At 70.7% G+C, this 22,119-nt stretch carries 19 protein-coding genes; 6 read left to right on the top strand and 13 right to left on the bottom strand.

Annotated features, from left to right (window positions below):
• Nucleotides 1–7: 7 nt before the first annotated feature.
• From menC to AB0I12_RS01695, 9 genes are read right to left on the bottom strand one after another with little or no spacing between them, the layout of a single operon-like run.
• Nucleotides 8–1,114, bottom strand: a complete 1,107-nt coding sequence (gene menC, locus AB0I12_RS01735) for an o-succinylbenzoate synthase (RefSeq protein WP_359923081.1) — start codon at nucleotides 1,112–1,114, stop codon at nucleotides 8–10.
• The gene (locus AB0I12_RS01730) at nucleotides 1,111–1,986 is read right to left on the bottom strand and encodes a GNAT family N-acetyltransferase (RefSeq protein ID WP_359923079.1); all 876 of its coding nucleotides are present in this window, start codon (nucleotides 1,984–1,986) and stop codon (nucleotides 1,111–1,113) included. The genes menC and AB0I12_RS01730 overlap by 4 nt, the downstream gene beginning before the upstream one ends.
• Nucleotides 1,983–3,095 (bottom strand): M20 family metallopeptidase, encoded by a 1,113-nt coding sequence (locus AB0I12_RS01725; protein ID WP_359923077.1) that lies wholly within the window; start codon nucleotides 3,093–3,095, stop codon nucleotides 1,983–1,985. Before AB0I12_RS01725 ends, AB0I12_RS01730 begins: the two co-directional genes overlap by 4 nt.
• Complete coding sequence (locus AB0I12_RS01720) at nucleotides 3,095–6,370, bottom strand: serine hydrolase (RefSeq protein WP_359923075.1); 3,276 nt, start codon at nucleotides 6,368–6,370, stop codon at nucleotides 3,095–3,097. Before AB0I12_RS01720 ends, AB0I12_RS01725 begins: the two co-directional genes overlap by 1 nt.
• Nucleotides 6,367–7,119 carry an ATP-binding cassette domain-containing protein gene (locus AB0I12_RS01715; protein ID WP_359923072.1) on the bottom strand — a complete coding sequence of 251 codons (753 nt, stop codon included), beginning with the start codon at nucleotides 7,117–7,119 and terminating at the stop codon, nucleotides 6,367–6,369. The genes AB0I12_RS01720 and AB0I12_RS01715 overlap by 4 nt, the downstream gene beginning before the upstream one ends.
• On the bottom strand, nucleotides 7,116–9,023 hold the full coding sequence (locus tag AB0I12_RS01710) for a dipeptide/oligopeptide/nickel ABC transporter permease/ATP-binding protein (protein ID WP_359923070.1): 1,908 nt from the start codon (nucleotides 9,021–9,023) through the stop codon (nucleotides 7,116–7,118). Before AB0I12_RS01710 ends, AB0I12_RS01715 begins: the two co-directional genes overlap by 4 nt.
• Nucleotides 9,024–10,022, bottom strand: coding sequence for an ABC transporter permease (locus AB0I12_RS01705; protein ID WP_359923068.1), 999 nt, complete (start codon nucleotides 10,020–10,022; stop codon nucleotides 9,024–9,026).
• 4 nt (nucleotides 10,023–10,026) lie between these two features.
• A complete protein-coding gene (locus AB0I12_RS01700; RefSeq protein ID WP_359923065.1) occupies nucleotides 10,027–11,565 on the bottom strand; it encodes an ABC transporter substrate-binding protein in 1,539 nt (512 codons plus the stop codon).
• 26 nt (nucleotides 11,566–11,591) lie between these two features.
• Entirely contained in the window at nucleotides 11,592–12,980 is a 1,389-nt protein-coding gene (locus AB0I12_RS01695; protein WP_359923062.1) for a serine hydrolase domain-containing protein, read from the bottom strand.
• A gap of 164 nt (nucleotides 12,981–13,144) precedes the next feature.
• On the opposite strand from AB0I12_RS01695, the gene AB0I12_RS01690 reads away from it, so the two are divergent.
• Nucleotides 13,145–13,834 carry a neutral zinc metallopeptidase gene (locus tag AB0I12_RS01690; protein ID WP_359923059.1) on the top strand — a complete coding sequence of 230 codons (690 nt, stop codon included), beginning with the start codon at nucleotides 13,145–13,147 and terminating at the stop codon, nucleotides 13,832–13,834.
• Between the two features lie 84 nt (nucleotides 13,835–13,918).
• A complete protein-coding gene (locus AB0I12_RS01685; protein WP_359923056.1) occupies nucleotides 13,919–14,326 on the top strand; it encodes a hypothetical protein in 408 nt (135 codons plus the stop codon).
• On the opposite strand, the gene AB0I12_RS01680 is transcribed toward AB0I12_RS01685, so the two are convergent.
• Complete coding sequence (locus AB0I12_RS01680; protein ID WP_359923053.1) at nucleotides 14,255–15,181, bottom strand: YhjD/YihY/BrkB family envelope integrity protein; 927 nt, start codon at nucleotides 15,179–15,181, stop codon at nucleotides 14,255–14,257. The two genes, AB0I12_RS01685 and AB0I12_RS01680, sit on opposite strands and share 72 nt — an antisense overlap.
• A gap of 220 nt (nucleotides 15,182–15,401) precedes the next feature.
• Between AB0I12_RS01680 and AB0I12_RS01675 the strand changes: the two genes are divergently transcribed.
• Nucleotides 15,402–15,782: an SHOCT domain-containing protein gene (locus tag AB0I12_RS01675; protein WP_359923051.1), complete on the top strand. Its 381-nt coding sequence runs from the start codon at nucleotides 15,402–15,404 to the stop codon at nucleotides 15,780–15,782.
• Here the strand turns inward: AB0I12_RS01675 and AB0I12_RS01670 are convergent.
• Both AB0I12_RS01670 and AB0I12_RS01665 read right to left on the bottom strand, forming a co-directional pair.
• Nucleotides 15,757–16,194, bottom strand: a complete 438-nt coding sequence (locus AB0I12_RS01670; RefSeq protein WP_359923049.1) for an RDD family protein — start codon at nucleotides 16,192–16,194, stop codon at nucleotides 15,757–15,759. The genes AB0I12_RS01675 and AB0I12_RS01670 overlap by 26 nt on opposite strands.
• 56 nt (nucleotides 16,195–16,250) lie before the next feature.
• A complete protein-coding gene (locus AB0I12_RS01665) occupies nucleotides 16,251–16,883 on the bottom strand; it encodes a hypothetical protein (RefSeq protein ID WP_359923047.1) in 633 nt (210 codons plus the stop codon).
• A gap of 70 nt (nucleotides 16,884–16,953) precedes the next feature.
• Between AB0I12_RS01665 and AB0I12_RS01660 the strand changes: the two genes are divergently transcribed.
• From AB0I12_RS01660 to AB0I12_RS01650, 3 genes are all read left to right on the top strand, one after another.
• Nucleotides 16,954–17,718: an ANTAR domain-containing protein gene (locus AB0I12_RS01660; protein ID WP_359923044.1), complete on the top strand. Its 765-nt coding sequence runs from the start codon at nucleotides 16,954–16,956 to the stop codon at nucleotides 17,716–17,718.
• Nucleotides 17,719–17,979: 261 nt separating this feature from the next.
• Nucleotides 17,980–19,491 (top strand): cryptochrome/photolyase family protein, encoded by a 1,512-nt coding sequence (locus tag AB0I12_RS01655; protein WP_359923041.1) that lies wholly within the window; start codon nucleotides 17,980–17,982, stop codon nucleotides 19,489–19,491.
• A 25-nt stretch (nucleotides 19,492–19,516) separates the two neighbouring features.
• On the top strand, nucleotides 19,517–20,746 hold the full coding sequence (locus AB0I12_RS01650; protein WP_359923038.1) for an NAD(P)/FAD-dependent oxidoreductase: 1,230 nt from the start codon (nucleotides 19,517–19,519) through the stop codon (nucleotides 20,744–20,746).
• 14 nt (nucleotides 20,747–20,760) lie between these two features.
• On the opposite strand, the gene AB0I12_RS01645 is transcribed toward AB0I12_RS01650, so the two are convergent.
• Nucleotides 20,761–22,098 carry a TIGR01777 family oxidoreductase gene (locus AB0I12_RS01645; protein WP_359923035.1) on the bottom strand — a complete coding sequence of 446 codons (1,338 nt, stop codon included), beginning with the start codon at nucleotides 22,096–22,098 and terminating at the stop codon, nucleotides 20,761–20,763.
• Nucleotides 22,099–22,119: the final 21 nt, after the last annotated feature.

Here is a 22,119-nt window from a genome sequence, read left to right as displayed (position 1 = left end):
CGGACAACTACACCGTCAGCCACTCGACCCCGGTGGTGACCTCGTCCAGCAACTCGGGCACGGGCGACACCCCCGATCCCGGCCCCGTCGGTACGGCGAGCTGTCCGTCCGCCAGTACGAACGGCTCGGTGATGTCCGTGCGGTAGTAGCGACCGGACGCCGACGTGTCGCCCGGCAAGACGAACCCGGGCAGCGCGGCCAGCGCGACGTTCGCGGCCCGGCCGATGCCGGTCTCCAGCATCCCGCCGCACCACACCGGCACGCCGTGCGCGACGCACACGTCGTGGATCCGGCGGGCCTCCAGGTAGCCGCCGACCCGGCCGGGCTTGATGTTCACCACCTGGCAGGCTCCCAGCCGGATCGCCGCGGCGGCCGATCGCGCGGACGTGATCGACTCGTCCAGACAGACCGGCGTCTCGATCAGCCGGGCCAGCTCGGCGTGGCCCAGCACGTCCTCCTCGTCCAGCGGCTGCTCGATCAGCAGGAGCCCGAACGGGTCCAGCCGGGCCAGGTGCCGCGCATCGGCCGGCGTGTACGCCGTGTTCGCGTCGACCTGCAGCAGGACGTCGTCGCCGTACCGCTCGCGCACCGCCCGGATCGGCTCGACGTCCCACCCCGGCTCGATCTTGAGCTTGATCCGCAGGTAGCCCTCGTCGAGGTAGTTGCCGACCGCATCGAGCAGGGCCGGGACGCTGTCCATGATCCCGACCGACACCCCGCACGGCACCCGGTCGTGCACCGCGCCGAGCTCGCGCGCGAATGAGCGCCCTTCGGCCCGCAGTTCGGCATCGAGCACGGCGGTCTCGAGCGCGGCCTTCGCCATCCGGTGCCCGCGGTACGGCGTCAGCACCGTGGCGACCGCGTGCGCATCGATCGGGCCGGCCGCCGCCAGCGCGGGCACCAGGAACCGTCGCAGTACGTCGGCAGCGCCGTCGACGTACTCCGACGAGTACAGCGGATCGGTCATCGCCACGCACTCGCCCCAGCCCTCGGACTCGTCGGTGACGACCCGCAGCAGCAGGACGTCACGGGTGGTCTGGGTGCCGAACGACGTACGGAACGGAGCGACGAGCGGCATCGAGACGTGCCGCAGTTCAACACCGGTCAGCTTCACTGTTCTCTCCTCACCACGTACCAACCTGCTCGGTCGAAGCCGGTGATCCGCCCGCCGTCCGCCAGCAGTACGCCGAGCGTGTCGCGCACCGCGGTCCGCCACTGCCGGGCGAGCGCCGGCTCGCGCACCCGCAGCGCCTCGACGTCCGACGGCACCGCGACCAGGCACGTGGCGTCATCCGCCGGACCCACGACCGGCGCGCCGGCCGCAGAGATGCCGAGGGCAACGACCGTCGCGCCGGTGCCGACGGCGACAGGTGTGCCGTCGCAGGCTGCCGTCACCGCCGGATCGGCGAGACGCCAACGGACCAGCAGCCGGTCGGAGTCGTCGCCGCCGTTGATCGCGTCGGTCATCGCGCCGTAGAAGTTCGGCAGGTACTCGTCGGCCCGGGCGCCGAGCTTCACCAGGTTGAAGTAGGCGTTGCGCCTGATCAGCGGGTCGAACGTCCAGGCCACCTCCGAGACGCCGCGCCGCAGCGCCCAGGCCCGCTGGTGCAGCTTGAGTGCGAAGCCCACACCACGCCCGATGCCGTCCCGCGACACCCCGGCGATGTGACTGTGCAGGGCGTCCTCGGCGGGGGCGTGGAAGAAGCCGACGCAGGCGCCGACCAGCCGGCCTCCGTCGAACGCGCCGCCGACGTAGTTCCCGGCCTTGGTCAACGCGCGCAACAGCTCGACGGTGACCTGAGGGTTGGTGCCGTTGCCCCAGATCGCGCCGTACAGCCGCACGACGCCCTCCAGCTCGGTCAGGTCCCAGATCTCGCGGACCACCACTCCCGCGCTCAGCGCCGCCGCCTCCGCGGCGGCCGTCGCGCGGTCCTGGACCGGGTCGGCCAGGACCCGCAGCCCGCCCTGGTCTTCAGCTCTTGTCATCGTCGCCCCGTGCCAGTAGTCGTCAGGTGCCGGATCGGATCGGTCAGCAGGTCCGCGACGAGCGCGCGCAGGAGCTCGGTCCGTGCCGCGAGCGGTTCGATCAGGACGTGCTCGTCGTCGGCGTGTGCACCGCCGCCGACCGCGCCGAGTCCGTCGAGCGTCGGTGTCCCGGCGCCGGCCGTGAAGTTGCCGTCCGACGCGCCGCCGACCGCGGCCGTTGCCGGCGCCGGCATCCCGAGCCGGGCCGCGACGGCGCGGATCCGTTCGAGAAGTACGGCGGACGACTCCAGCGGCGGCCTGTTCGGCCCGCCGCCGATCTCGATGGCGGCGCCCGCGAGCATCGGTCGTAGCGCACGCATCGCTGCGTCGACGCGATCCTGCTCGGCGGTCGTCCGGGCTCGTACGTCCACCGCGAACGATCCGCCGGCCGGGACCGTGTTGGTCGTCGTACCGGCGCGGGAGCTTGTCGGCGTGACCGACGTGCCGAGTTCCGGTGCGCCGAGTGCGTGCACGGCGAGTGCCTGGTGCGCGAGCTCCAGGGTCGCGTTGATCCCGCGCTCCGGTTCGAGTCCCGCGTGGGCAGCGCGGCCGGTGATGCGTACGTCGTACAGCGACACGCCCTTGCGCTCGGTCTTGAGCGCGCCGCCGTCGGCCGAGGCCTCGAGCACCAAGGCGGCCTCCGTGACCCGGGCCTCGTCCTCGATCAGCGATCGCGACGACGGCGAGCCGAGTTCCTCGTCGCCGGTGACGAGCAGCGTGACGCCGTCCTGTCCGGCGGCGGCGTGGAAGGCCATCGCGAGTCCGGCCTTCATGTCGAAGCAGCCTGGCCCGCGCAATACGCCGCCCTCGACCGAGTACGGGCGAGTTGCCAGTGACCCCAGCGGCCATACCGTGTCGTGGTGGCCGAGCAGGAGGACACGCGGCCGCTTGCCGATCCGCCAGCGCAGATGGGTGCGGCCGTCCAGCACGATCCGCTCGGGCTCGACTCCGAGCCGGGCCGTGCCGATCCGCGCCACCACCTCGGCGGAGCGGGCGACCGCGGACAGGTCGGCCGACGGCGACTCGCACTCAACCAGGGCCTGGATGTCCGCCAGGAGGTCCGTCAGCATCACTTCACCCGCGGCGTCGCCCGCACGCCGAAGTGGACGTACTGTTCGCCGGTCGGCAGCTCGTAGAAGGTCACCGGCGCCCAGGTCTCAGCCTCCGGGGGCTTGACCAGGAACTGCTTCGGCCCGAACGGCACCATCGGGTATTCCTCCACCGGGTCGGGCACGAGCTCGGCGAGCGGACCGGTCAGGATCGTCCGCAGCAGCGGCCCGGCGGCCGTCGCCTCGACCTCCATCCGGACCGACGCGCGCTCGTAGGCTCCGACGTACGGCGTGACGTCCACCTCGACCGGCTCCACGGGCGGAGCCACCGGCGCCGGCATCGCCAGACCGGCCAGCTCGGCGAAGATCTCGCGGTACAGGTCTTCGTACAGATCGCGGGTGTTGCCGCCGTTCGTCAGCAACGTGACGGCAAGTCCTTGCGACGGCAGGACCCGCAGGAACGCGGCCTGGCCGAGCGTGTTGCCGTCGTGGCCGTACAACCGCTGACCGTCCCAGCCGAAACGGATCCAGCCCAGTCCCCACGAGTCGCCGAGGACGTGCTTGTCCGGTAGGTCGGCCTGGTGCTCGGTCATCGCGGTCGCAGTGGCTTCGGCGAGCAGCCGCTGCCCGTCGGGCGTCGTACCGGCGGCCAGATGCAAGCGAGCGAATGCCAGGACGTCGGACACCGTCGACGTGACGAGTCCCGCGGGTCCGACCGACCGCGGCAGTCCCCAGACCCGGACGGGCTGCTGCTTCCCGTCCCGCTCCTCATGACCGACCGCCGCGGCGAACACCAGGGCTTCCTCCGGCAGCGTCGTCGTGTGGGTCAGGCCGAGTGGTGTGAACAGACGCTCGCGCATCGCCTGGTCCCAGGTCTTGCCGGTGACCTTCTCGATCACACGGCCGAGCAGCGAGTAGCCCGAGTTGCAGTACGACCAGGTCGCGCCGAGCGGATGGTTCTGCGCCGCGTCGGCCAGCAGGTCGACGTACTTCTCCAGGCAGTCGTCGCCGCGGCCGGTGTCGGTGAAGATGTCGCCGTCGATCCCGCTGGTGTGGGTGAGCAGGTGCCGCAGCGTGACGGCCTTGGTCACGTCCGGGTCCTTCAGCCGCAGCTCCGGCAGCACCTCCACGAGCGGAGCGTCGAGGTCGAGCAGTCCCTCGTCAACCAACTGCATCGCGACGGTCGCGGTCCAGACCTTGGTGATCGACCCGATCTGGAACACCGACTCGCCCGTCACCGGAGCGCCCGTGTTCAGGTTGAGTACGCCGTACGACGCCTCGACCTGTTCGTCCGCGCGAAGGATGCCGAGCTGCGCGCCCGGCACGTGGTGCCGTTCCGCCAGCCGGGCCAGCCGCTTCTGCCAGTGCGCAATGTCGATGCGCGGCCGGCCCGAGCGGACGGCGTGCTGCTCGACCCACTCGACGATCCGGCGGTTGTAGTCGAGCCGCTGCGACGGCGGGCCGGTCAGGATGAACGCGTGTGACGCCTCCGGGTACAGGACCAGCCGTGTCGGTACGCCGAGCTCACGCAGCGCGGTGTGCCACTGCTGCGCCTGCCCGACCGGGCACCTGAGATCATCCGCGCCGTGCAGGATCAGCGTCGGGGTGCGGACGGCCGCCACGCTCGCGATCGGCGACATCGCGGCGTACCGCTCGGGTTGCGTCCAGGGCAGGCCGCCGAGTTCGTGGGCGCTGAGGAAGTGCCCGTCGTCAGAGGTCCCGGCCATGCTGACCAGGTCGCTGACCACGCCGCCGGCCACCGCGGCGGCGAACCGGTCGTCGTGCGCGGTCAGCCAGCACGTCATGAAACCGCCGTAGCTGTAGCCCGCTACAGCCAACCGGTCCGGATCCGCCAGCCCTTCCGTGACGAGCTGGTCCAGCGGCTCGAGAAAGTCCTTGCTATCGGCAACACCCCAGGCGCCCACCGCTCCGTCGAAGAAGGCCTCGCCGTATCCGTCGCTGCCACGCGGGTTGACGAGCAGCACGGTCCACCCGCGCGCCGCAAGCTCCTGGTGGTACAGGTGCACCTCGTCGGCGGCCCCGTTCCACGCGTTGTGCGGGCCACCGTGGATGTCGAGCAGCACCGGCGTGGGACCGGAGCGGTCCGGATCACGCACCAGCCAGGCTTGTACCTGCGTCCCGTCCGAGATCGTGAAGGTCCGCTCCTCGCGGGGGAACAGCTGTACGTCGTTCAGGGCGGATCCGTGCTCGGTCAGCACGGTCGAGGCGCCGGTGGACAGGTCGACGACCGCGATCTCGCCGTACGACGTGCTGCCGGCGAGCGTGATCGCGGCGTTGCCGGCGGCAACGGACAGGCCGGCGACCACACGGTCGGCACCGGCCAGGACCGGACGTGCGCCGGTACCGTCGAGGGCGACGGACCACAAGCTCGTGCAGCCGCGGTCGCGGACGCAGAAGTAGATCCGGCCGTCATGCTCCTGCGGCTGTCCGCCCGGGTACGCGGTCGCACCCGGCATCACGTTGCGGTCAAGCGATCCGGACAGCTCGACGGTCTCCCCGCCGTCCAGCGGAACGAGCAGCAACCGCAGGTGGCCCTTCGGTTCTCCCGGCCAGCCGATGACGAGCAACGCGCTGCCGTCCGCGGTGTAGTCGACGGTCGCCGCGAGACCGTCCGTGAGCGCGACTGCGCGTGGCTCGGCCTTCGGGTCGTCGACAGCGAGCAGGTGTACGGCAGTCCGGGACCGCAGATCGCTGTCGTCGCCGACGCGCCGGGTGAAGGCGAGCGTCGTACCGTCGGGCGACCACACGGGTTGTCCCGCGCTCTCCGAGTCGTCCGTGAGCCGGCGTACGTCGCGCGTCGCGAGATCGAGGACGTGCAGTTGGCTGCGCACAGCGCCGTACCGGCCGGCGCCATCGGCCTGGTAGTCGACGCGATCCGCGACCAGCGGACCGCTCGTGCCGTCGTCGACCAGCGCGCTGAACGCCAGCCGCCGGCCGTCCGGGCTCCACGCCGGCGCACCCGCGCCGAGGGACAGATCGGTCAGCGTCTCCGCTTCGCCACCATCGGCGGTGAGTACGGCGAGCTGTCCGTCCCGTACGAACGCGACGCGCGTGCCGTCCGGTGACCAGGCAGGTGCGACGTCCTTCGGGCCCGCGGTCAGGCGGCGGGCCGGACCGCCTCCGGTCTCCGCGAGCCACAGCTCGTCGACGTTGCGGTCGAGGTCGGCGTCCAGAGTCCTCACCACGTAAGCGATCCGCGTACCGTCCGGGGACAGCGCCGGCTGGGACGGGACCACGAGATCGGTCAGGTCGTCGATACGCATCCGTCGGGTCATGAGGTACTCCTGTCGGTCGGGGCCGTGGGCCCGGGGACGGCGGCGAGCAGCTTGCGGGTGTAGTCGTCGCGAGGCTCGGCCAGGACGCGGTCGGTCGGTCCCTGCTCGACGATCCGGCCGCGGTACATCACCGCGAGCCGCGTCGACACATATCGGACCACCGCGAGGTTGTGCGAGATGAAGAGGATGGACAGACCGAGCTCGCGCTGGAGCTCGCGCACCAGGTTGAGCACGGCGCCCTGGATCGAGACGTCCAGGGCGGAGGTGATCTCGTCGGCGATCACCACCCGCGGCCGGCCGGCCAGGGCCCGCGCCAACGCCACTCGCTGGCGCTGACCACCGGACAACTGCGACGGGTAGGACGCGGCCTGGGCGGGGTCGAGGTGCACGAGCCCGAGCAGCCGCTCGACCTCGGCCCGGCGTTCGGCGCGTGACCCGCCCGGCGGGACGACCTCCGCGACGCTCTCACCGATCCCCATCCGTGGATCCAGCGAGGAGTACGGATCCTGGAACACCATCTGCAACGGGCGCTGCCGGCCTCGCGTCGGCACCGGCCGGCCGTCCAGCAGGATCTGTCCGCCGTCCAGTGGCGCGAGTCCCACCGCGGCCCGGGCCAAGGTGGATTTCCCCGATCCCGACTCGCCGACCAGGCCGACGATCTGAGCGGCCGGAACCGTCAGGCTGACACCGTCGACGGCCGTGGTCCGGCCGTAGCTGACCCGCACGTCGTCGAAACGCAACTCGCTCACGGCGCCTCCACCAGCTCGTCGACCGACGATTCGATCGCGATCGTCTCGCCCGCATGCCAGCAGGCGACCCGGCGTCCAGCGCCGTCGGTCGACAGCGGCGGATCCTCGGCCCGGCAACGCTCGTCGGCCAGCGGGCAGCGGGCAGCGAACGCACAGCCCGGCGGAAATTCCGCGGGCGCGACCGGCCGGCCGGGAATCACGGCCAGCGGCTGATCGAGGTCGGTGTCCAGATCGGGGACGGCGGCCACCAGAGCGCGTGTGTACGGATGCCGCGCCCCGCTCGTCAGTTCGTGCGCGGGCAGGTCCTCCACGATCCGGCCGGCGTACATCACGAGCACGCGGTCGCACACCTCGCGGACGACAGTGACGTCGTGACTGATCAGGACCAGCGCGACGTCGTCGGCCTGCCGGATCGCGTCGAGCAGCTCGAGGATCTGCCGCTGCACGGTGACGTCCAGCGCGGTGGTCGGCTCGTCGGCGACGATCAGCGCGGGCGTACTCATCAACCCCAGACCGATCATCGCGCGCTGTCGCATCCCGCCGGAGAACTCGTGCGGGTACTGCCGGATCCGTCGCTCGGCCGCGGGGATCCGCACCGCCCGCAGCCGGTCCGCCGCCCGGGCCAGCGCCGCGCGCCGGCCCAGCCCCTGGTGATGGCGGGCCACCTCCGCCAGTTGGCCGCCGATCCGTTGCGTCGGGTTGAACGACGTCATCGGGTCCTGGAACACCATCGCCAGCGAGGTCCCGAGCAACCGCTGCCGCGCTCTGGTGTCGGGACCGCGCAGGTCGGTCCCGAGGAACTCGACCCGCTCGGCGTCGACCTGCCCGGGGGCGTCGATCAGCCGCGAGACCGCCAGCGCGGTGAGGGACTTGCCGGAGCCCGACTCCCCCACCACGCCGAGCGCCTCACCCCGTCGTACGGCGAAGGACACCCCACGCACCGGGCGGATCTCGCCGGCCGGACCGGGGAAACTTACCGAGAGGTCGCGGACGTCCAGCACGACGTCCGGGACCGGTTCGTCCTGTGCAGCGCGGGCCTCGGGTACGGGCCGTGGGATCGCACCGCGGCGGGCGCCGAGCCGGGTGACACCGAGGCCCTTGGCCACAGTCTCGCCGAACAGGTTGAACGCCAGCCCGGCGAGCAGTACGGCGGCACCGGGCGCCAGCGCGGCCGCCGGGTTCACGTAGATCGCGCCGATCCCGTCGTACAGCAGCCGGCCCCAGTCGTACGCCGGCGGCTGCACGCCGAGGCCCAGGAACGACAGGCCCGCGAAGGCCAGCAGCGCGCCGCCCGCGCCGAGCGTGGCGTTGACGACGAGCGGTTCGGCGATGTTCGGCAGCACGTGCCGGAACAGGATCCGGATCCGGCCGACCCCGGCGATCCGCGCGGCGGCGATGAAGTCGCGCGCGGCGAGACCGGCGACCAGCGTCTGCGTCAGCCGGGCGAACACCGGCGCCCCGGCCAGCCCGATCGCGAGCACGGCTCCGGTCGCGCCGACGCCGAAGATCACGGCGAAGAACAACGCGAGCAGCAGTCCCGGGAAGGCGACCGCGACGTTGACGGCGCCGGTCACGAGCCGGCCGAGCCGTCGCCCCAGCAGGAACGGCGCTGTGCCGAGCAGCAGGCCCACCGCGATCGCGATCGCGGTGGCGGCGAGCGCGAGCTCGACGGACAGCCGCCCCGCCACCAGGACGCGGTAGAAGATGTCCCGGCCGAGGTTGTCGGTCCCGGTCCAGTGCTCGGCCGACGGTCCGGCCAGGATGTTGCCGGTGTCGACCGCGTTCGCCCGGCCCGACCAGATCACCGGCCCGAGAACGGCCAGGAGCAGCACCGCGACCACCAGGGCCGTCGCGGTGAGTCCGAGCGGGGTCCGGAGTACGCCGATCCATCGTCGCCGCTGCATTCAGTCCTCCCGGATGATCGAGCGCGGGTCGAGCAGGGCGAGGGCGACGTCGACGACGGTGTTCGCGGCCAGCACGCCGACGCCGTACACGAGGACGATGCCCTGGACGACGGGATAGTCCTTGTCGAGGATCGACTGCACAATCGTCATCCCCAGGCCCGGCCAGCTGAAGACGTTCTCGATCAGCACGGTCCCGGCGACCATCGAGCTGAGGATCAGCGCACCGAGGGTGAGCGCGGCCGTCGCCGCGTTCGGCAGTGCGTGCCGCAGATAGACCGCGCGGGCCGGCAGCCGTTTGGCGCGGGCGGTGCGGATGAAGTCGGCGTCGAGCACGCTGACCAGCTCGACGCGCAGGATCCGCGCCAGGATCGCCGCCGGGCCGAGCGCGAGACAGAGCACCGGAAGGACGTAGGCGGCCGGCGACTGGTTGCCCGCGACCGGCAACCAGCTCAGGCTGACACCGAAGACGAAGACCAGGCCGACCCCGATCAAGAAGTCCGGGATGATGCCGAGGATCACGCTGCCGGCGGTGAACGCGAGCTCGGTCCGCCGGCCCCGGCCGCCGCGGGTCAGCACGCCGACCACGACACCGACCGGGAGCGCGATCGTCACCGCGAGGACGAACGCGAGAACGGCCAGGGCCAGCGTCGCCGGGAGCCGCTGGGCGATCACGTCGGACACCGGCAGCTGCGACACGAGCGAGCTACCCAGATCGCCGCTGACCAGCCGCTCGAGGTAGGCGCCGTACTGCCGCCACAGCGGGTCGTCGAGGCCGAGCGCCGCCCGCTTGGCCGCCACCAGCTCGGCCGGTGCGGTCGGTCCGAGCGCGGCCCGGACCGGGTCACCCGGGATCAGGTGGATCATCAGGAACGAGGCCGTCACCACCACCCACAACGAGACGAGCAGGCGGCCCACCCGCCGTACCCCGAAGCGCACCCAGTCGTGCGCCCACAGCCCTTGCCGTACGGCGATCCCGGGCGCCGGATCCGTGGTCGTCATGTGATCAGTTCGCCAGCATCCGGATGCTGGTCGGGACGAGTCCCGGTGCCGCGAACCGCGCCTTGGCGCCGAACATCTGGACCGCACTGTTCGCGAACGGCACCAGATCGGCGGCGGCCACGACCGCGGACTCCGCCTCCAGCCAGGTCGGGCAACTCGCCTTGCCGGACATCGCACCCGCCTTCTGGATCGTGGCCTCGTAGGTCTTGTTCTGGATGGCGGCGAAGTTGGTTCCGTTCGGTGCGGCGGGGCCGGACAGGAACGGCACGACCTGGTCCGGACTGCTGACGCCCAGCGGCACCCAGACGATGTCCCAGTCACCGGAGCTGAACAGCGTCTCGTTCAGCGCTGTGCCGTTCATGCCCTTCGCGGTGACCTTCACCCCGATGGCCTGCCACTGCTGGACGGCGAGCTCGGCCGCCGCGGCGACCCCGCTCCCCCGGCTGTTGTCGTACAAGAACGTCAGCGGCCGCACATTCGTCTTCTGTACGGCGGTTTTCGCCGCCGCGACGTCGCGCGCCGGCAAGCTCCGCGCGAGCGCGTCGCCGACGCAGGCGGCCGGCTCGATCGTCGCGAGCGTGGTCGGCGGCGTACCCTTCCCGGAAGTGAGCACCTTGCGGAGCTCGGGCAGGTCGAGAGCCTGGGTGAGCGCCATCCGGACGGCCGCGTCACTGGTCGCCCGGCCTTTGGCGTGGTTGTACCACTGCTCGCCCACCAACGCCGTCGTCTTGGTGGCGAACAGACCCGCCTTCTCGAGCCGCAGGGCGTCCGGCCCGATGATCACGGCGGCGTTGAGACCACCGGACAGCAGCAGGTTCGCCGCGGTGGTCTCGTTCTGGACGACCTTCATCACGACCGTCTTCGGCATGCCCTGCGTCGCGGTCGTCGCGCCGTTCGGTCCCCAGGCGTAGCCGTCGCGACGCTGGTACGTGTAATGGTCGCCGGGTGCGGCCTCGGTCAGCTCGTACGGCCCTGTGCCCGAGGTCTTGTTCGCCAGCGACTTGCGGTCGGTCAGACCCGACGGGCACACGATCGGCAGGCTGGCCAGGCCGTTCAGGACGAACGGGGCCGGCGTGGCGAGGGTGATCGTGACGGTCCTCGTCGCATCGTCGGCCTTCCCGGTCGCGCCGACCGGGAGGAAGGTACCGAGGAACGGACTCTTGTTCTTCGGGTCGCCGACGTACTTCAGGTTGGCGACCACGCTCGACGCGGTCAGCGGCGTACCGTCGGAACACTTGATGCCGTCGGCAAGGGTCAGCGTGACGGTCTTCCCGTTCACCGCCCACTTGGTCGCCAGACCGGACCGGATGTCGCCGTTGCCGGAGTCGACCGACAGCAACGGGTCGTAGGCCAGCTGGGTCACCGTGAACAGCGCGCCCGCGGCCGACGACTGCGGATCGAGGTTGCCCGGATCGGTCGGCAGCGCCATCGTGAACGTGCCGCCGTCCACCACCGGGGCGTCACCGCCGCCCTTGGCGCTCTGGTTGCTACAGGCAACGAGCGAGACCAGGACGGCGGCACAGACAGGAGCGCGGAGGAACATGGCGGAATCCGTTTCGTCGAGGGATCTCAGGCGCCGGCCCGGCGGACGGCCCGGCCGACGTGCAGGTACAGGGCGTGGCCGTGACCGTCGTCGCCGACGAAGACGTGCGGCAGGTGCATGCCGCGGTCGGCCTCGACCGGGATCAGGCTGCCCTCGCGGTACGGCACGAGCTCCTTGCGCTCGACCTGTTCGCCGAGCTCCGCGAAGACCCCCTTCGGCCTCTGCTCCAGCCAGATCCGGCCGTCCGCGTCCTGGCTGACGGTCATCTCCACCACGTCCGCCTCGTAGGTGCCGACGTACCGGCCGGCGTCGATCCGCTCCGCTGCGGCCGGCGGCTCGGGCAGTGCGGGCAACTGCACGCCGCCGAGCTGTTCCAGCACGTGCCCGACGACGTCGCGGTAGAGGGAGATGGCGTCGCCGCCGTTGGTCAGCAGGGCGACGGCGACGCCGCTCTCGGGGACGATCCGCAGGAACGCCGACTGACCGATGGTTCCGCCGTCGTGACCGATGACCAGGCCGTCAGGGGTCTCGAAGCGCTCGAAGCCGAGGCCCCAGGAGGTGCCCATCAACCCGAGATCGGGGAGGTCCACCTGCTGCTCGTGCATCCGGCCGGCGGTGCCCGGGGCGAGCACCTGCATGCCGTCGGCGGCCTTGCCGTCGTCCAGGTGCAGCTTGGCGAAGGTCAGCAGGTCTCGCGGCCGCATCGCGAGCGAGGAGCCCGCCGGCGCGTTCGACCGGACCAGGGACCAGACCGGTGCCGGCTGGTACCCGGCGCCCGGCTCGGTCTCGATGTGACCGACGGCCGCGCGGAACAGGATCGCCTCGTACGGGCCGGGCGCGGTGTGGGTGAGCCCGAGCGGCGCGATCAGGTGGTCGCGCAGGCACACGTCGTACGGCGAGTTCCGCAGCACCTCGACGAGCCGTCCGAGGACGCAGTAGCCGGCGTTGTTGTACGAGAACTGCTCACCGGGCGGGAACAGCTGGGCGACCCCGTGCAACTCCTGCAGGTACTTCTCCACGCAGTCGTCGCCGCGACCGGTGTCGGTGAAGATGTCCCCTTCGAAGCCGGCCGTGTGCGACAACAGCTGCCGCGTGGTGATGCGGGCCGCGGCCTCCTCGTCGGCGATCCGGAACTCGGGCAGATAGGTCCGGATCGGCACGTCCAGATCGACCTTGCCCTCGTCCACGAGCTGCATCACCAGCGTGGCGGTCCACAGCTTCGTGATCGAGCCGATCTGGAACACCGAGTCCGCGGTCGCATCGACCAGCGTCGACCTGCTCAGGACGCCCGCGGCGCCGTCCACCACTTCTCCATCGGCCAGAACCGCCCACGCCACCCCGGGTACGTCGTACCGCTCGATGGCTCCCGGCACGGTCTCGGCCAGCCACTTCTCGATCTCCGTCAACGCTGCCATGCCGCCAAGCTAGACAGCCGCCACGCCCAGGTATCCGTCCCACCGGACAGAATCCGCCCGACTTGTCCGTCCCGCCGGACAACCCCGCCGGCTCAGGTCCGGGGCACCGCGATCACCCGGCGAGGAGGATGCGTGTCACCTCGCCGTCCCCCGAGGCTGTACCCGTGCGCACGCTTACCTGGCGGCCGGCTGCGGCCGTGATCGCGGTCGCCTTCGTCGCCGCCTGCAACACGACATCCTCGGACCCGTATGACCAGTCGACTACGCAGCCGGCGGCGGTGACGCCGGCGGTCGATCGCGAAGCGATGAAGACCGATGAGCAGGACGCCGTGAACGCCGTGGACTCGTTCTGGCGCCGGCACTTCGCCGAACTGTTCGGTCAGCCGTACCGAAGTCCCCGCGTCGCCGGGTCGTACGTCGGGACCGACGGGCCGCCGTGCGGAGGCGAACCGGAGTCCGTGCCGTTCAACGCCGTGTACTGCCGGCCGGGTGATTTCGTGGCCTGGGACGACAACCTGATGGCCGCCGGCTACAGCCAGATCGGCGACGCCTGGGTGTACCTGATCATCGCGCACGAGTGGGGCCACGCGATCCAGGCCAGGCTGCGCGACGACCGCGTCTCGGTCGCCGCGGAACTCCAGGCGGACTGCCTCGCCGGAGCCGCGCTCCAGGGCGCGGCCGACGAGGGCCTGATCACGATCGAACCCGGTGACAGCGAGGAGATCGCGAGAACGCTCGCGGCGGTCGCGGACGACTACCCCTGGACCGACGTCAGCGACCACGGAAACGCCGAACAGCGGACGTCGGCGTTCAGCACCGGCGTCGAAGGCGGCGTCACCGCCTGCACCACCTGACAGCTACGGGCTCACCCGTCAGGGGTGAGTCAGCAGCCGGCGGACGCGGCCTACCGTCTGGTCAGGGTGACAAGAGGAGGCGAGATGAGTCGCACAGAGCGATCAGAGCAGCCGGTGTCCGGTTGGGCAGTCGGCGGGATCACCTTCGCGGCGACAATGCTGGTGATCATCGGGATCTTCCACATGATCACGGGCCTGGCCGCGATCATCAACGACGAGTTCTTCATCAGGGTCCGCGGGTACACCTTCGACCTCGACACCACCGCCTGGGGCTGGATCCACCTCGTGCTCGGCATCCTGCTGCTCGTGGTCGCCTTCGGGCTGTACAGCCGGGCCACCTGGGCCGGTGTCTCAGCGTTGTTCCTCGTGGTGCTCAGCGCGGTCGACAACTTCTTCTTCATCCCGTACTACCCGTGGTGGTCACTCCTGCTGATCGGCCTCGACATCTGGGTGATCTGGGCCCTGACCCGGCCGGGCGCGATCCGCACCTGACGCCGTTCGTTCGGGTTCCCGCGCTGGATCGGGCACGGCACCGCGCCCGGCCAGCGTGGCGCCCACCTGGGCGCCGACGACCGCCGACGCGACGATCAGCAGCGCGAGGATCACCAGCCAGGAGATCATCGCGATCGCCACGCCGATGACGCCGTACCGCTCGGCGTTCCGCTCGATCAGGTGCGGTACGTACCGGCTGCCCAGCGCACCCACGAACACCTGCCCGAACGCGCTGACCACCGCCCCCGGCAACAGCAGGCGCCACGCCACCCGCCGGGTCAGCAACAGCCAGCTGGCGAGCCACCAGCCGGGGATCGCGACGGCGGTCTGTGCCAGGACGGTGACGATCCGGCCACCGGGCAGCTCGTCGGTCAGGCTCGCGAGGTAGGCGAGCACGAACAGCACCAGGAGGACGAGACCCGCGCCCTGGATGCCGTTGACGGTACCGCGCAGACCACGGGCGGGAAGCTTCCACGCCGCCTCGAAGGTTCGCTGGACGGACCGCGCGAAGCTGCTCGCCGACACCAGGACGGTGAGGACGCTCAGGATCGTCAGGCCGCCGGATGCCGACGGCGGCCGGCCGAACAGCGACCGGACCGCGTCGGCGGCTCCCCCGGTGAGGTCGAACTTGTCGATCAGCCAGTCGGCCAGCGCCAGCGCTCCCGAGCCGCTGAGCAGGGTCGCCACCACGATCAGCAGCGGAACCAGCGCGATGAACGCCTTGCCGGCCAGGGTCAGCGCCCGGTCGTACAGCCGGATCTCGAGGGCGGCCACGACGATCCGGCCGATCAGGCTCTTCCGGAACCAGCCGGCGAATCGCCGCACGCGCGGATGCTCGGCCCACTCCCGCTTCATTCGCCGCCCTTCACCCGTTGCCGGGCCGGTGCATTCGCCGTCGATCCCGGTCCAGCGCCTGCAGTTCGACGCTAGGCGCGCGAGCACCCGGTGAACTCACCCAGGAGGGATGAAGGACCTCCCGGGGCGCGCGCTCCCCCAGCAAGGATGATGCCCGGCGGTCCTGGGGCGGAGCAGAGTCAGGCTGTCGAGCTTGGTCGACAGTGAGAAGGGAACTGACATGTCATTCTGGAACGTCGTGTGGTTCATCATCATCAGCTTCGCGTTCGTCGCGTACCTGATGATGCTGTTCTGGATCCTGACGGACATCTTCCGCGACCGGGACACGTCCGGTGTGGTCAAGGCCATCTGGTTGGTCTGCCTGTTCTTCCTGCCGCTGCTGACCTCGCTCGTCTACGTCATCGTGCGTGGCAAGTCGATGGCGGACCGTCAGGCGAGCAGGGCCCAGGACGCGCAGCACGAGCAGGAGACCTACATCCGGAACGTCGCCGGGACGGCCACGCCGACCGATCAGATCGAGCGGGCCAAGGCGATGCTCGACGAGGGCACCATCTCGCAGACCGAGTTCGACACGCTCAAGGCGAAGGCGCTGGCAGCGTGACCACCGGCAGCTGAGCTCGCCAGTCGTAGACGACCGCCGTTCGCAGCAGCAGGTCCGGCAGCGAACGGCGGCGCCGGCCGAACAGACACAGGAGCAGCCCGATCGGGAACACGACACAGATGACAGCCCGCACCAGCGCGACGAGGGGCCGCACCCGACCGCCCTTGGCGGCGATGACCCGCAGGCCCATCACGCGGCAGCCGTACGTTCGTCCGTTCAGCCACCACGCCACGGCGAGGTAGCCGATCAGCAGGCAAAGACCGACCGTCCGGCTCACCACCGACGACACGCTCACGAAATGGAAGTGCCGCGGGTCGGCGACGAACAGCGCGCCGTTGATCGCCAGGTATCCGATCATCAGCAACGCGAGCACAACGATCACGTCGACGACTCCCGCGGTGGTCCTGGTCACCAGCCCTGCAGGTCTGCCCTGGAACGGCCGCGCCTCCGCCGGGACGGACCCCAGGCTCACGGCTCCGGCCGCGCCGCCGTCGGCGCGTGCTTGCGGCGGAATCGCACCCGGATCCGGCCGGTGGCCTTGTCGATGGCCTCGTCGCCGGAAATGCCCTGCATCCGGACGCTCTGCACCGTCTCGGAGGTCAGCGAACCGGTGGACTGGCGAATGATCTCGGCGATGTCGACCTCCGCGATCACGCCCTCGGCCAGGCCGGCCACGTCCATCTGGCCGATCACCGCGTCGAGATCGACGTCCTGGACGATGCTGTTCACGTCGACGTACTGCCGGACCGTTTCGGTCAGGTCGATCCGGTCGAGCACCAGATGCAGCACCGCCCGGACCAGGTCGTCGGCCAACGACGTCACCCGGTCCTTGAGCTCGTCCTGCTCCCGCTCACCACGCCGTGCCAGCTCCGACACCCAGCTGTCCACCCGATCGCGGCCGGGAACATGGCCGGCGACGTGGCCGGGAACGGCGCCAGGAGCCTGGAGGGCCGTGGCGACCGCGTGCTTCGCTCCGCGACCGGCCGCGACGGTTCGCGCGACCACCAGGGTCGACGCCCCGATGACCACATCGAGGGCGAAAACCGGACCTCGATGCGCTGCCGAACCGGGCTCCGGCCCGGACGCCTCTGCCGTGTCCATCCTTCATCATCGGCACACGATCGCGTCCCCCACCTCATCCACAGCGGGCGAGACAACGGATGATGGCCGCATGGACGACATCTTGGGACTGGCTCAGGAGCTGGCAGAGGTCAGCCGGCTGGTGGCAGACGACGACGTCACCAGCACGCTGGGTCGCTTCGTCAGCCGGATCGTGCGAACCGTCCCGGACTGCGACGCGGCCGCGATCGCGATCCTCGCGGACGGCGAGGCCGAGGTGATCGCCCGGCAGGAGCCCACGGACCCGACCACCGAGCCCGCCCAGCCCATGTTCACCGCTCAGCTGATCGCCGCCGACGGCCCGTTGCACGACACCTTGACGTACGGCGAGCCGCACCGGATCGGCGACCTGGCGGCGGATCACCGCTGGCCGAAGTTCGCCGCCGCGGCGATCAACGCCGGCTACCGGAGCTGCCTGTTCCTCCCGCTGCCCGCCGACGGCGACGCGGCAGCGGCGTTCAGCCTGTTCTCCGCCGAGCCGGACGCGTTCGGAGGCATGTCGTACGACGTGGCGCTGCTGTTCGCGCTCAACGCCGGCGTCGCGTTCGACAACGTCCAGCTGTTCGACGACAGCCGGACACTGATCGAGCAGCTCCGGACGGCACTCGTCACGCGCAATCTGATCGGTCAGGCCCAAGGGTTGCTGATGCATCGCTACGGAATCACGTCGAGCGTGGCGTTCGACGTCCTCAAACGCTGCTCCCAGGACGGCAACGTCAAGCTCCGTGAGCTGTCCAAGGAATTCGTCGACGCACAGCACGGCAACGGGCTCGACGCGGCCCTGCGCAAACACGGCCTGCGGACCGAAGGCGGCTGATTGCCTTCCCGGCTCCGGCGCTGATCCGGGAAGGCAATCAGCGGGCCGGGTCCGCGCTCTCTGCTGAACGGCGGACCGGTCAACTTCGCAACCGACCGGTACCCAACGCCTTGGATGCCATGTACTTCCGGTACGTGACGAGTCGCACACCGGTGGCGACTGTCACCGCGCCGCACGCGGGCATCGGCGTTGCGGGTTCCCACTGTGCATCGACTCTGCATAGATTTGGGGCGAGACGGACCGGCGAGTCGAGGGAGTCAGATGGGACCGCGCAGCCGAGCGACCGGCGACCTCGGGCGCCGATGGCTGTTCGCGGATCAGCTCGGGCCGCACTTCCTCGACGCTCCGCAGCAACCGGTGCTGCTGATCGAGTCCCGCCACGCGTTCGCCCGGCGCCGCTTCCACCGGCAGAAGGCGCATCTGGTGCTGTCGGCGCTGCGCCACCGAGCCGCCGAGCTGGATCGGCAGGCCATGTTCATCCAGGCGGACACCTACGCCGCCGCGCTCGCCCAGGTCGACGAACCGTTGACGGTCTGCGGACCGACGACGCACGCCGCGGAGAGATTCGTCCAGCGGCAGGAACCGGTGACCGTCCTGCCGGCCAGAGGCTTTGTGACCAGCCGCGAGGATTTCGCCAACTGGGCCGCGAACCGTGGCCGCCGCCGTCTGCTGCTGGAGGACTTCTATCGCGACGTCCGCGTCCGGCGGGAGATCCTGATGGACGGGAGCACGCCCGCCGGCGGACGCTGGAACTTCGACCATGACAACCGCAAACCGCCGCCGCGAGGCAGCAGCCGGCTCGGGGCCCCCGCTCCGTGGTGGCCGGCGGAGGACGCGATCGACGCCGAGGTCCGGCAGGACCTCGATCGGTGGGAGCGCGACGGCACGGTGCGCTCCGTCGGGTCGGACGGTCCCCGCCGGTTCGCGGTGACCCGCGCCGAAGCCGTGTCCGCCCTGGAACACTTCGTCGAGCACCGCCTGCCCGCCTTCGGGGCGCACGAGGACGCGATGCTCGCGGGCGACGACTGGATGGCGCATTCGCTGCTGTCCATCCCGCTCAACCTGGGCCTGCTCGATCCGCTCGAGGTCGTCGAAGCGGCCGCGGCGTCGTACCGCTCCGGACAGGCACCGATCGCCGCGGTCGAGGGATTCGTCCGCCAGATCATCGGCTGGCGCGACTGGACCTGGCAGCTGTACTGGCACTTCGACCGGAACTACCGCGAGCGCAACGCGCTCCGTGCACACCGCGACGTACCGGACTGGTTCCAGGATCTCGATGCCGAGGGCAACGTTCAGGCACGCTGCCTGTCCGAGACGCTGCGGGGCGTCCGGGAGAACGGATGGGCGCATCACATCCAGCGCCTCATGGTCCTCGGCAACTACGCCCTGCAACGTGGCTGGCGGCCGGACCAACTGACGGACTGGTTCCACCGCAGCTTCGTCGACGGCTACGACTGGGTCATGGTGACCAATGTCGTCGGCATGTCCCAGCACGCCGACGGAGGTCTGCTCGCCACCAAGCCGTATGCCGCCGGCGGCGCGTACCTCAACAAGATGAGCGACTACTGCGGCAGCTGCGTGTACGACCCGAAGGTGCGCGTCGGCCCGGACGCATGCCCGTTCACCGCCGGGTACTGGTGGTTCCTGAGCAGGAACCAGGAGCGGTTGCGCCACAACCATCGGCTGGCACGCCCGCTGAAACAACTGGAGACGCTCGACGGCATCGAGGAGGTCGTCGCGCAGGAGGACGACAGGGGATCTCGGGCCCCCTGATCGAGCGGACGGGAAGGGACAGGTCGTGGAAGACGCCGACGTCATCGTCGTGGGAGCCGGGCTGGCCGGTCTGGCCGCGACGATCCATCTGCAGGCCGCGGGCCTGAGGGTGAAGCTGCTGGAACAAGCCGATGAGGTCGGCGGCCGGGTTCGCACGGACGAGGTCGACGGTTTTCTCCTGGACCGAGGCTTCCAGGTGCTGCTCCCGGCGTACCCGGAGCTCCGGCGACTGCTCGACCCGGAGAGCCTCGACCTCAGGTTCTTCAGCCGCGGCGTGCTCGCGCAGGGGCGCGACGACCGGTGGGATCTCGACTTCTCGTCGCGCGGCCGGGAGACCCTGGTCTCGTTGGCCCGCTTCGCGGCCAAGCGCCCGCTGGACGCCGTGGCCGTCGGCGCCCTCACGCTCCGGGACACCACGATCGACGCGACCCGCCTTCGCGCGGCGGTACCGACCGAGACCGGCCGCGAACTGGCGAGGTGGCACATCTCGCGGCCCACGATCGAGGAGATCTTCCGGCCGTTCCTGGCCGGTGTCTTCCTGGATTCCGAGCTGACCACCAACTCGAAGATGCTCCACCTGGTATGGAGATGCTTCGTCCGGGGCGGTGCCGCCGTCCCCGCCGACGGGATGCGGACGCTGCCGCGCGCCCTCGCCGGCCTGGCCGCCGACGACGCGCTCAGCCTGTCGACGACAGTCACGTCGGTCGACGGCGGTGTGGTCAGCTCAGCTGATTCCGCCGTACCCCTGAAGGCCCGGGCCGTCGTGATCGCGACCGACGGTACGGCGGCGTCCGCGCTGGCACCGGCGATCCGCGCTCCTGAGTGGGGCGGCGTCACGACCTGGTACTTCGCGGTCGACGAGCCGCCGCTCCGCCGGCCGACGCTCATGCTGGACGGCGTCTCCGGCTCGCTCATGAACACGGTGGTCATGAGCGAGGTGGCGGGCACCTACGCGCCCGCTGGAAAGGCCCTGGTGGCCGCGTCGGTCCCTGGCGACACCCCGGCGTTGAGTGCGATCAGGTCTCGGCTCGGTGAGCTCTACCGGACGTCCACCAGCCGATGGGAGCTCGTCGCGGAGTACCGCATCCCGCGAGCCCTCCCCCGGATGAGGTCCAACCACGTCTTCACCAGTCCCGCCAAGGTCGGTCCGCAGCTCTACGTCAGCGGTGACCACCGGGACACCAGCTCGATCCAGGGCGCGCTGGTGTCCGGTCGACGCGTGGCGGCAGCCGTTGCCCGCGACCTCAGGCGGTGACCGCAGGCCGAGTGTCAGCCCTGCGCTCGACCGAGAAGATGACGCAGGGCAGGCTCGAGCTCCGCGTAGCGGAAGACGTGCCCAGCCTCGACGAGGCGGGTCGGCACTACGCGCTGACTGGCCTCCGCCAGCTCGCCGGCACCCTCAGCTCCGAGTAGGAGCCGCGGGCCGAACGACGGAGTCGGCAACAGCGCGGGCCGATGCAGAACCCGCGCCAGGACGGCCGCGTAGTCCTGGTTGCGTACCGGCGCCGGGGCGACGGCGTTCACCGGGCCGCTGAGCTGATCGTCGTACAGCGCCCGGTGGTAGATGTCCAGCAGGTCGTCGATGCCGATCCACGCCTGCCATTGCTCACCGCTTCCGAGGCGGCCTCCGAGCCCGGCGGCGAACAACGGGTAGAGGGCCTTCAGCGTGCCGCCCGCCGGAGTCTGCACCAAGCCGGTCCGGACCTGCACGACCCGCAGGCCTCCCGCCGCAGCCGGCTCGGTCGCCTGCTCCCAGTCACTCACGAGCTCGGCGAGAAAGCCTTCGCCCCGGGCGCTGCTCTCCGTCAGCTCCTCGTCACCGCGGTCGGCGCCGTAGTACCCGATCGCCGAGGCGGAAACGAACACCGACGGTCCTCCGTCGGTCGCAGCCGCGAGCTCTGCCAGAGCTGTGGTCGGACCGATGCGGGAATCCCGCAACCGCTGCTTGTGCTGTGGCGTGAAGCGGCCGGCGATCGAGGCTCCGGCCAGATGGACGACGGCGTCGATCCCCTCCAGCAGTGAGCGATCCGGGCTCGCCGGGTCCCACCGACGCTCGTCGGTCCCTCGTGGTTCGCCGCGAACCAGCTTGACGACGGTGTGCCCGGAGGTGCTCAGCAGCGCGCAGAGCGAGCGGCCGATGGTTCCGTGCGTCCCGGTGACCGCGACCGTCAGCGGGCGCATCCCCGTGGCATGCGCCCGCTGCAGCGCGGCGAGGTCGTCGGCCAGTTGCCGGTGCCGGTACTCCAGCATCGAGCGCAGCAGGAATCCGGGGACGTTGCTGCGGATGTCGTCGACGACCCTGGTGTGATCGTCGTCCTCGGCAACGAACTCGTGGGTGTGCCGCCAGTGGACGATCTGCCGCGCCAACGGCGTGTCGAACTCGTCGACGAACCGCTGCGGCACCTCCGCCGAGCTGTGCCGCGCGATCCACCGGAATCCCAGCGGGAACCCCAGCACCGCGGTGCCGCCGGACAGGTCGGTGGCCTCCTGCTCGATGCTGACCGGCATCCAGGGCGGCGTCAGCCGGACGATCGCTCCCGGCCGCTCGTGCCAGGCGTAGACCTCCGACCGCGGCGCGGCGACAACTGCCGAACGGGTGAGTCCCATGAACGGTTACCTCCGGATCGC

This window comes from Kribbella sp. NPDC050459, from assembly GCF_040655315.1.
Lineage (GTDB): Bacteria > Actinomycetota > Actinomycetes > Propionibacteriales > Kribbellaceae > Kribbella.
This window is presented reverse-complemented; position numbering and strand designations above follow the sequence as displayed.

Bases quoted from the DNA above. Each gene is read 5' to 3' on its own strand.
- AB0I12_RS01645 (WP_359923035.1), bottom strand. From the start codon at position 22,098: ATGGGACTCACCCGTTCGGCAGTTGTCGCCGCGCCGCGGTCGGAGGTC.
- AB0I12_RS01730 (WP_359923079.1), bottom strand. From the start codon at position 1,986: ATGACAAGAGCTGAAGACCAGGGCGGGCTGCGGGTCCTGGCCGACCCG.
- AB0I12_RS01710 (WP_359923070.1), bottom strand. From the start codon at position 9,023: ATGCAGCGGCGACGATGGATCGGCGTACTCCGGACCCCGCTCGGACTC.
- AB0I12_RS01675 (WP_359923051.1), top strand. From the start codon at position 15,402: ATGTCATTCTGGAACGTCGTGTGGTTCATCATCATCAGCTTCGCGTTC.
- AB0I12_RS01655 (WP_359923041.1), top strand. From the start codon at position 17,980: ATGGGACCGCGCAGCCGAGCGACCGGCGACCTCGGGCGCCGATGGCTG.
- AB0I12_RS01700 (WP_359923065.1), bottom strand. From the start codon at position 11,565: ATGTTCCTCCGCGCTCCTGTCTGTGCCGCCGTCCTGGTCTCGCTCGTT.
- AB0I12_RS01720 (WP_359923075.1), bottom strand. From the start codon at position 6,370: ATGACCCGACGGATGCGTATCGACGACCTGACCGATCTCGTGGTCCCG.
- AB0I12_RS01685 (WP_359923056.1), top strand. From the start codon at position 13,919: ATGAGTCGCACAGAGCGATCAGAGCAGCCGGTGTCCGGTTGGGCAGTC.
- AB0I12_RS01665 (WP_359923047.1), bottom strand. From the start codon at position 16,883: ATGGACACGGCAGAGGCGTCCGGGCCGGAGCCCGGTTCGGCAGCGCAT.
- AB0I12_RS01725 (WP_359923077.1), bottom strand. From the start codon at position 3,095: ATGCTGACGGACCTCCTGGCGGACATCCAGGCCCTGGTTGAGTGCGAG.
- AB0I12_RS01695 (WP_359923062.1), bottom strand. From the start codon at position 12,980: ATGGCAGCGTTGACGGAGATCGAGAAGTGGCTGGCCGAGACCGTGCCG.
- AB0I12_RS01660 (WP_359923044.1), top strand. From the start codon at position 16,954: ATGGACGACATCTTGGGACTGGCTCAGGAGCTGGCAGAGGTCAGCCGG.
- AB0I12_RS01680 (WP_359923053.1), bottom strand. From the start codon at position 15,181: ATGAAGCGGGAGTGGGCCGAGCATCCGCGCGTGCGGCGATTCGCCGGC.
- AB0I12_RS01705 (WP_359923068.1), bottom strand. From the start codon at position 10,022: ATGACGACCACGGATCCGGCGCCCGGGATCGCCGTACGGCAAGGGCTG.